The organism is Micromonospora sp. ATA51 (assembly GCF_016802855.1).
In the GTDB taxonomy this organism is placed as follows: domain Bacteria; phylum Actinomycetota; class Actinomycetes; order Mycobacteriales; family Micromonosporaceae; genus Micromonospora; species Micromonospora sicca.
On the sequence record NZ_JAEVHJ010000052.1, the window covers coordinates 19,331 to 28,652 of the forward strand.

Genomic DNA, 9,322 nt, shown 5'->3' on the forward strand with positions numbered 1-9,322 from the left:
GGCCGCGAAGCCGGCCCGGCCCTCCACCTCCAGCAGCTCCCGGCGGCGGTTGTCCAGCACCGCCCGGGCCCGGTTGACCGCGCCGAGCACCTCGCCGACCCGGGTCAGGATCCCGGTGCGGACGGTCGCGTCGGCGATGTCCAGCCCGCCCACCACGTCGGTGATGGTCTGCAGCCCCTCGGCGCGTCCGGCCAGCTCGTCCCGGACCGCCCCGGCCTCGGCCACCGTGCCGATCGCCGCGCCCCGCCCGGCCAGCCGGTCGACCTCGGCCTGGTAGCCGGTGAACGCGTCGTCCCGGCGCAGGAAGTCCACCGCCCGCCGGCCGGCAGCAGTCAACTCGTCGTCCAGCCGCCCCGCCAGCTCGTCGATCCGCCCGTGGTCGACGTACCGCAGCTCCCGCAGCGTCTCCAGGTGACCGCGCGCCTGGCGCAGCCCGGCGAGCTGCCGCACCCAGTCGTCGGCGGTGAGCGGCGCCTCGCCGCGCGCCCGCCGGGCCAGCGAGGCGATCCGCTCCGCGCTCTCGTCCATCGCGTCCGCGCCTGCTCAGTGAGGGCGCGGACCTTCTCGTACTCGTCGAGCACCGCGACGGCGGTGCGCCGCAGCTCGGCCAGCGGCGCCAGCAGGTCGCCGAGGTCGGCCTCGCCGAGCCAGTGGTAGTGGTCGACGATCCGGGCGCAGGCCGCGATCAGCGCCTCGTAGACCCCGGTGGTGGCCGCCGCGCCGTCGACCATCCGGGCCACCGACAGGCAGTCGGAGATGCCCCGGACCAGGTCGGCGTTGCCGATCCGCTCCAGCGGGCCGGTGCCCGCCGGCTGTGCCGCCGCGTACGCGTCGGAGACGTACGGCGTCTGCCAGATCTGCATCGGGTGGACCCGGGTCGGCTCCTCGGAGGTCGCCCGGAACACCACCAGCGTGCCGTCGTCGAAGAGCGAGAAGCCGTGGCACGGGATCGGCGCCGCCACCTCCTTGCGGATGGCGTTGTACGGCAGCAGCAGCGAGCGGCCGTCGGCCCGGGCGTGGAAGACGTAGAGGACGTCCTCCCCGTTCGGGGAGCGGACCACCCGTTCGAACTCCAGCCCGGACACGTCGGTGTCGAAGGTGCGGGTGACCCCGGTGGCCAGGTGGTAGCCGCCCGGGAAGATGATCCCGTGGTCCTCGGGCAGCCGCTGGCAGGCCGGCCCGATGCCGTCGAGCCGGACCACCTCCCGGGTCAGCGTGTTGAAGACCAGGTGCCGCCACTCGGTCTCCTTGTACGGCCGCATCCGCAGCAGGATCAACGGGCCGACCCGGGCCCAGCTCACGTCGGCGTCGGCCAGGCTCTGCAACGGCTCGTCCACCGGCTCGTCGTAGATGCCCTCGCCGACCTCGGTGTTGTTCTCCAGCTTGACGGTCAGCGTGCCGCCGACCGTCTCCACGAAGATCTCGTCGGCGATGGAGATGTGCGGGTGCCGGCCGAGGACGTGGTCCTCCCGGGTCGTCTCGATCCACTCGAAGTCGTGCGAGGGTGGGAAGACGTGGTCCCGCTCGCCCCGGTTGTCCAGGTACCCGACGCCGCCGTCGGCGTCCAGCCGCCAGCGCAGCACGCGGATGTCGTCGGTCCGCGGGCCGGTCTGGAACACCGCCAGCAGCCGACCGTCGAGCCGGCGTAGCTGCAGCAGCCGGGTCTGCCGGTAGTAGCGGTACAGCTCGGCGAAGTCGCGCTGGAACACCGGGTCGCGCAGCAGGCCGGCAACTCGTCCGGGCCGGCCCGGTCGAACCGGAACGATTCGGAGTCGCCCGCCTCGCCCACATCGCCGCGCTCCCGCTCGAAACGATGCAGCGAGAAGACGTCGTCGACCGTCGTCTCCGGCTTCAGCCCGATGAAGACGTTGTAGCCGAAGAGCATCAGCCCGCCGACCGGGACGATGTCCCGGGGCACGCAGTTGTTCCCGGTACGGATCCGCTCGGTGCTGAGCAGGCGCAGCTCGGTGCTGCCGAAGACCTCCAGCCGCCGGGCGTTCAGCCGCTCCGCCCGCCGGGCCAGCTCGCCGGCCTGCCCGACGAGCCGGTTCCGCAGCACCTCGTAGCTGCCCGCGTCCAGCCCGACCGGGCCGTCGGCGTCCGCCCCGGTCGTACCGGCCGCGTCCCCGCCGGTCGGACCGGGCACCGGCTCACTCACCGGCACGCTGCCGCGGGCCGGCCAGGGCGGCCAGCGGGGTCTCGGCCACGCCGAGGCGCTGCGCGGCGTTCAACAGTTCCTGGAGCTTGCCCTTGTCGGCGCCGCCGGCCCGCATCTGCTGCAACAGGAAGGCGGAGAGGGTCAGGTTCTGCACGTCACCGGTGTTGATCGAGCCGAGCATCCGGGTCAGGTCGTCGGTGAAGCTGGCCGTGCCGTCCAGCCACGGCTGGGTGAGACCCCGGGCGACGTCCGAGTGGGCCACGAAACCGTCCACGCTCTTGCCGAACGAGATCGAGCTGAGCAGCCGGTCGAAGAAGACGCTGTCCCCGCCGACAATGTCGATGTTCGCCTTCGCCAGGCCGGTGGAGACCAGCCTCGCCTGCGCCTCGGCGACCTGCCGCTGCGTGTCCAGCCCGGCGAGCCGGACCTCCTTCTCCAGCTCCAGCCGCAGCCGGTACTCCTCGTGCTGGCGGGTGGCGTCGTCCAGCGCGGCCATCGCCGCCGCCTTGTCGGTCAGACCCTCGGCCTCGCCCTTCAGCTTCTCGCGTACCGCCTCCGCGGCCAGCAGGGCCTTGTCGCGCTCGACGGCGACCTCCGCGCGGCCGACCTTCTCGATCGCCTCGGCGCTTCGCTCGCGGACCTGCACCTCGGCCAGGCCGGCGGCCGCCGCCTCGGCCTGGGTGCCCTCGGCCAGCCGGATCTTCGCCCGGGTGTCCAGCTCGGCGGCCTGCTGCCGGGCCTCGGCGAGCACCAGCTCCTCGCGGGCCTTGAACTTCGCCGCCGTCTCGGCCGCCTCCGCCGCCTTGATGTCCTTGACCAGGTTCTCCTGCGCCTCGGCCTCGGCCTGGATGACCACCGCCTGGCGGGTCCGCTCGGCCTCCTCGACCACCCGCAGGCGCTTGATGTTCTCCTCCTGCTCGGCGACGGTCTTCTCGACCGCGATCCGCTCCCGGACGACCTCGGCGATGGCCCGCTTCTCCGCCTCGACCTCCTTGTCCTTCGAGATCGTGCTGAGCTCGGTCTCCCGCTGCCGGCCGATGACCTCCAGCATCCGGTCCTTCTCGATCCGCTCGGTCTCGATCGCGATGACCCGCTCGCGGTTCTTCTCGGCGACCGCGATCTCCCGGGTCCGATTCTCGTGCTGGATGCCCAACTGCTCGTCAGTACGGATGTTCGCCGTCTCGGCGCGCAGCCGCTCCTCCGCCCGGACCCGGGTGATCTCGGCCTCCTCGCGGGCCCGCACCGTCTCGATCTCCCGCCGCTGCTTGGCCTCGGCGTCCGCCTGCCGCCGCTCCAGCTCGAGGATCGCCTCCCGGGCGTCGACGTTCTGCCGGGTGATCTCCTTCTCCTCGCTGCGCTGGAACTCGTTGGTCCGCACGTGTTCGATCGCGGTCAGCTCGGTGATCTTCCGGATGCCCTGGGCGTCGAGGATGTTCTTGGCGTCCAGCTGGGACATCGGGGTCTGCTCGAGGAAGTCGATCGCCGCGTCCTCCAGGCTGTAGCCGTTGAGGTCGGTGCCGATCACCCGGATGATCTGGTCGCGGAACTCGTCGCGCTTGGTGTAGAGGTCGACGAAGTCCAGTTGCTTGCCCACCGTCTTCAGCGCCTCCGAGAACTTGGCGTTGAACAGCTCCTGGAGGGTCTCCCGGTCACTGGCCCGGGCGGTGCCGATGGCCTGCGCCACCTTGATGACGTCCTCGGTGGTCTTGTTGACCCGGACGAAGAAGGTGATGCGGATGTCGGCCCGGATGTTGTCCCGACAGATCAGACCCTCGTTGCCGGTCCGCTCGATGTCGATCGTCTTCACCGAGATGTCCATGATCTCGGCCTTGTGCAGCACCGGCAGGACCACCGCCCCGGTGAACGTGACGTCCACCCGGCGGACCTTGGAGACGATCAGCGCCTTGCCCTGTTCCACCTTGCGGAACAGGCGGCTGACCAAAAAGACCACGCCGAGGGCGACGAGCAGGAGGACGGCGAGCAGTACGCCGATCCCAGTGGTGAGGACATCCATGGCTGAGCGCGCGGTGCCGGTCCGGTGGTGCGGGTGGACCGGTGGGTGCCGCGCATCCTCCTTTCGTTTCAGGGGGTACGAGGGCAGCGTGGGACGAACCGGCGGCGGGGTGACCGTCCGGTCGAGGCGGGAGGGGGTGACCCGCCGTCGCGGGAGCGGGTCACCGGCGGCGGCTACATCGGTGCGGGACGCGAAGGGTCGGGGTCGAAGGCGATGCCCGCGGGCATGACCCAGAAGAACTCGCCCTCGACGTCGTAGTCGTAGATCAGCGCGGAGCTGCCGGCGCGCAGCGGCTCGGCGCCGGACTGGCGGACCTGGACGACCGCGGAGGACCCGTCCGCCGCCGTCACCTCCGCCTGCCCGAAGTCGGCGGTCACCCGCCCCGTGCGGATCGTGCAGAGGCTGCCGACGAAGGCCTGCCGGCTGGACTCCGTACCGGTGGGGAAGAGGCGGCTCAGCGGCACGGCGACCAGCCGGGTCACCAGCCAGGCGCCGAGCAGCGCCACCAGCAGCACCCCGACCGACACGGCGACCCGGGCGGCGACGCCCAGGCCGAGCCCGTCGAGCAGCACGGTGCCGGCCAGGCTGACGAACCAGGCCACCGCGACGATCAGGGAGAACACGATGGTGGCGGGCAGGCCGCCGAGCCCGAGGCCGGCCAGGACGTCACCCGGAACCCCGTCGAGGTCGAGGTCGTCGCCGAGGTCCAGCACCCCGGTCAACACCAGCAGCCAGTAGCCGACGACCACCAGCAGCAGGAAGCTGAACAACACGGTGGGGAAGCTGAGCGCCGTACCGACGAACCCGGTCACCGCATTCCCTCCCCCGTTCCCGGCAGGGGCTTCACACCCACCGGCAGGGTGATCGTGACATGGGTTGTCAATACCCGGTGGCCGCCGAACGGCTGATTCACGGCCGCCTGACCGCCGAGCCGGCCGATCCGGCGTAGCCGCAGCCAGCGGTCCTCGCGGAGCCGGCGACGGCGGTGGTCGGTGCGGGACGGGTGGCGGGCGGCGGTGCGTCAGTCCGGCAGGGTGATCCGGCCGTCCACCGCCGCGGCGGCGATGTCGGTGCGGTGGTGCGAGCCGGCCAGCTCGATGCCGTCGACCAGCGCGTACGCGGCGTCGCGTGCGGCGGCCAGGTCGGGGCCGATGGCCGTACCGCAGAGGACGCGACCGCCGGCGGAGAGCAACGCGCCGTCGGCGGCCCGGCGGGCCGTGCCCGCGTGGATGACCCCCGGGCGGTCCGCGCCGGTGATCACGTCGCCGGTACGCGGCGCGGCCGGGTAGCCGTCGGCGGCCACGACCACGGTGACCGCCGCGCCGTCCCGCCAGCGGAGCGGCGGGTGCGCGGCCAGCGTGCCGGTCGCGGCGGCGTGCAACAGCCCGGCGAGCGGCGTCTCCAGCAGCGCCAGGAGGACCTGGGTCTCCGGGTCGCCGAACCGGGCGTTGAACTCGATCACCCGCGGGCCGGCGGCGGTGATCGCCAACCCGACGTAGAGCAGCCCGGCGAAGGGCGTGCCCCGGCGGCGCATCTCGGCCAGCGTGGGGTGCACGACGTCACGCATCACCTCGTCGACCAGGCCGTCCGGCGCCCAGGGCAGCGGCGCGTACGCCCCCATGCCGCCGGTGTTCGGCCCGGTGTCGCCGTCGCCGACCCGCTTGAAGTCCTGGGCGGGCAGCAGCGGCAGCGCCGCCTCGCCGTCGGTGACCACGAAGAGCGAGACCTCCGGGCCGGCGAGGTACTCCTCGATCACCACCCGGCCGCACTCCCCGGCGTGCTCCAGCGCCGCGGCCCGGTCCTCGGTCACGACGACGCCCTTGCCGGCGGCCAGGCCGTCGTTCTTCACCACGTACGGCGGGCCGAACTCGTCCAGCGCCCGGCCGGCGCTCTCGGCGTCCGTGCAGGTGAAGGCGCGGGCGGTGGGCACCCCGGCGGCGAGCATGACGTCCTTCGCGAACGTCTTGGAGCCCTCCAGCCGGGCCGCCTCCGCGGACGGGCCGAACGCGGGGATGCCCTTGCCGCGTACCGCGTCGGCGACCCCGGCCACCAGCGGCGCCTCCGGCCCGATCACCACCAGGTCGGCCCCGACCTCGACGGCGAGCGCCGCAACGGCCGCCGGATCGGATGCGTCAACCGACCGCAACTCCGCCACCCCGGCAACGCCAGGATTCCCCGGTGCCGCGATCAACGCCGCCACGGACGGATCGCCAGCCAACCCGAGCGCGAGCGCATGCTCCCGCCCCCCGCCACCCACAAGAAGAACCCGCACGACCCCGCATCCTACTGACCCCACCGGCGCCCCCGTTGATCATGAAGTTGTCGGCGCGCCACCGGCATGTCACACCGACAACTTTCATGATCAACGTAGACGGGAGGTTAGGGGAGGAGGGGGTGGCGGACTACGTTTTCTTCGCGGCCGGGGCCTACGCCGACGACGCTGACGCGGGTGCCGGTCAGTTCCTCGATGCGGGCGATGTAGCGTCGCGCGTTTTCCGGGAGCTCGTCCTCGGTACGGGCCTTGGTGATGTCTTCCCACCAGCCGTCGAGCTCTTCGTAGACGGGGGTGGCGTGGTGGAAGTCGGTCTGGGTCATCGGCATGTCGTCGAACCGCTCGCCGTTGATCTCGTACGCGACGCAGATCGGCACCTTGGGCAGGCCGGTGAGCACGTCCAGCTTGGTGACCACCAGGTCGGTGACGCCGTTGAGGCGGGACGAGTACCGGGCGACGACGGCGTCGAACCAGCCGGTGCGGCGCTCCCGGCCGGTGGTGGTGCCGTACTCGTGGCCGACCTTGCGCAGGTGCTGGCCGTTGTCGTCGAAGAGCTCGGTCGGGAACGGGCCGGCGCCCACCCGGGTGGTGTACGCCTTGCTGACCGCGATCACCCGGCTGATCGCCGTCGGCGGGATGCCGGCGCCCACGCACGCCCCACCGGCGGTCGGATTCGACGAGGTGACGAAGGGGTACGTGCCGTGGTCCATGTCGAGCATGGTGGCCTGGGCGCCCTCCAGCAGGACGGTCTCGCCGCGGTCCAGCGCGTCCCAGAGCATCACCCGGGTCTCCGCGATGTACGGCCGGAGCCGCTCCGCGTACGCCAGGTACTCCTCGATCGTCGCGTCCAGGTCGATCGCCTTGCGGTTGTAGACCTTGAACAGCAGCTGGTTCTTCTCGCGCAGCGCCAGCTCGAGCTTCTTGCGCAGGATGCCCGGGTCGAGCAGGTCCTGCAGCCGGATGCCCATCCGGGCGACCTTGTCGCCGTAGGCGGGGCCGATGCCGCGGCCGGTGGTGCCGATCCGGGCGGAGCCGAGGTAGCGCTCGACGACCCGGTCCAGCGCCCGGTGGTGCGGCATGATCAGGTGCGCGTCGCCGGAGATGCGCAGCCGGGAGACGTCCACGCCGCGCTGGGCGAGCCCGTCGATCTCCTGCAGCAGCACCTTCGGGTCGACCACCACGCCGTTGCCGATGATGATCATCGCGCTGGGCGAGAGCGCACCCGACGGCATCAGGTGCAACGCGTACTTCTGGCCGTCCGGGGTGATCACCGTGTGGCCGGCGTTGTTGCCGCCGGAGTAACGCACCACGTAGTCGACCCGCTCACCCAGCAGGTCGGTAACCTTGCCCTTGCCCTCGTCGCCCCACTGAGCGCCGATGAGCACGATCGCTGGCATCTTTTCCGCCTCCAGAAGGCTCGGGTGCCAGGTGGCGACCGGTTGGCGAGCCCGGGGTGTCAGGCTAACAAGTAGTGACGGCGCGGCCGGCAGGGGTCGCGGCGAGAGGCAGGAGGCTCGGCCGGTGTACGACGTGGTGCTGCTCACCCTCGGCTCGGAACGGGACGCTCCCGGTGGGGGCTGCGGCAGCGGCGCAGCGTGCTGCGGTGGCGCCACCGAGGCCGCCGGGGAGAAGGCCGAGGAGCGCTGCGAGACGCCGCGCGTACCGGTGCTGGCCTGCGCGGACGCGCTGACCGCCCGGGGCGCCCGGGTGGAGATGGTCACCGCCCGCTCGGACGCGGAGATCGACGAGGTGCTGGCCCGGCTCGACGGCCCGCCGCGCTCCGACGGCCTCACCTGGCCGGACCCGGATTCGAAGACCCGGCTCGTGGTCGCCACAGCCAGTGACGGACAGTTGCGCGCCGTGGTGCGCCGGCTGGTCCGGCGGTACGCCCCACCGCCCAGTCGCCGCCCCGCCGACCTGCCCGCGAACCGGACCGTGCCGGACCTGCCGACGGTGGCCGTACTGCCGCTGGATCCGGTCCGGAGCGGAACACACCGGGACCTGGCGGCGCAGCTCGGGCTGCCCCGCGACCCGGCGGCGGTGGCCGCGGCGGTGCTGGACGGCACCGCCCGCCGGCTCGACCTGCTCCGCAACGACGCCGGCTCGGTGACCCTGGACGGCGCGCTGCTCGGCGCGGCCGACGACGCCGGCCGGCCGCTGCACTGGCGGGCCCGGGTCGAGGTCGACGACGCCGTCCTGTCCAACGGCGACGAGCCGATCATGGCCTGCGCGGTGGGCAACGCGGGCGGGTACGCGCGGCTCGACGACGTGGCGCTGCTGGCCGACCCGGACCCGACCGACGGCCGGGTCGAGGTGGCGGTGGCCGTTCCCGTGGTGACCCGCTCCGCGTTGGGCAGGAAGCGGGTACGGCTGGAGGTGCGCCGGGCCCGGGGCCGGGCCGTGGCGGTCGTCCCGCGCGACGAGAAGGTGCCCTTCCTCGACGACGGCGTCGAGGGCGAACTGAGCCGGAAGCGGTCCTGGTGGACCGAGCCGGGCGCCTGGGCGGTCTGGACGGTCTGACCCCCGTCGATCCGTGGGCGGGCCCCGGGGAAACCCGGACGGCCTATCCTCGGTGGGAGGAATGGGGAGGAACCGTGGTGCACGAGAACGCCGACCGGGCCCACGTACCGGGCCAAGAGCCGGTGCCCGAGCGGGACATCGAACCGCTCTGGCCGCCGGACCCGACCGAGCCGGTCGACGCCCAGCCGTGGGCGGTGCCGAGCCAGCCGGCCGCAGCCGCCTGGCCCACCCGCCACCCAACGGCAGCACGCCACCCAACGGCAGCACGCCACCGAACGGCGCACGCCGCCGGCTTCCGCTCCGCCGCCGCCCGCCGGTGAACCCGCCCGGTTGGGCGTTGACCGCGCCGCCCGGCGGC

At 72.8% G+C, this 9,322-nt stretch carries 7 protein-coding genes and 1 pseudogene; 2 read left to right on the forward strand and 6 right to left on the reverse strand.

Going from position 1 to position 9,322, the window contains the following annotated elements:
• Positions 1–332: 332 nt before the first annotated feature.
• The 6 genes and pseudogenes from JNW87_RS11550 to JNW87_RS11570 all read right to left on the reverse strand — a co-directional run bounded on the left by JNW87_RS11550 (position 333) and on the right by JNW87_RS11570 (position 7,841).
• Positions 333–1,709 (reverse strand): DNA repair ATPase, encoded by a 1,377-nt coding sequence (locus tag JNW87_RS11550; protein WP_309233935.1) that lies wholly within the window; start codon positions 1,707–1,709, stop codon positions 333–335.
• 137 nt (positions 1,710–1,846) lie between these two features.
• Positions 1,847–2,164, reverse strand: a pseudogene (locus tag JNW87_RS40575) (DNA repair ATPase); the annotation flags it as partial.
• Positions 2,151–4,172 (reverse strand): flotillin family protein, encoded by a 2,022-nt coding sequence (locus JNW87_RS11555; RefSeq protein ID WP_238453653.1) that lies wholly within the window; start codon positions 4,170–4,172, stop codon positions 2,151–2,153. The pseudogene JNW87_RS40575 and the gene JNW87_RS11555, both read right to left, overlap by 14 nt.
• 173 nt (positions 4,173–4,345) lie before the next feature.
• A complete protein-coding gene (locus tag JNW87_RS11560; protein ID WP_238453654.1) occupies positions 4,346–4,984 on the reverse strand; it encodes a hypothetical protein in 639 nt (212 codons plus the stop codon).
• Positions 4,985–5,193: 209 nt separating this feature from the next.
• On the reverse strand, positions 5,194–6,444 hold the full coding sequence (gene purD / locus JNW87_RS11565) for a phosphoribosylamine--glycine ligase (RefSeq protein WP_238453655.1): 1,251 nt from the start codon (positions 6,442–6,444) through the stop codon (positions 5,194–5,196).
• 107 nt (positions 6,445–6,551) lie between these two features.
• Positions 6,552–7,841 (reverse strand): adenylosuccinate synthase, encoded by a 1,290-nt coding sequence (locus JNW87_RS11570; RefSeq protein WP_238453656.1) that lies wholly within the window; start codon positions 7,839–7,841, stop codon positions 6,552–6,554.
• Positions 7,842–7,965: 124 nt separating this feature from the next.
• Here JNW87_RS11570 and JNW87_RS11575 point away from each other — a divergent pair, with 124 nt between their 5' ends.
• Together JNW87_RS11575 and JNW87_RS40580 are read left to right on the forward strand one after the other, a co-directional pair.
• A complete protein-coding gene (locus JNW87_RS11575) occupies positions 7,966–8,964 on the forward strand; it encodes a hypothetical protein (RefSeq protein ID WP_238453657.1) in 999 nt (332 codons plus the stop codon).
• A 74-nt stretch (positions 8,965–9,038) separates the two neighbouring features.
• Complete coding sequence (locus JNW87_RS40580) at positions 9,039–9,284, forward strand: hypothetical protein (RefSeq protein WP_309233936.1); 246 nt, start codon at positions 9,039–9,041, stop codon at positions 9,282–9,284.
• Positions 9,285–9,322 lie beyond the last annotated feature (38 nt).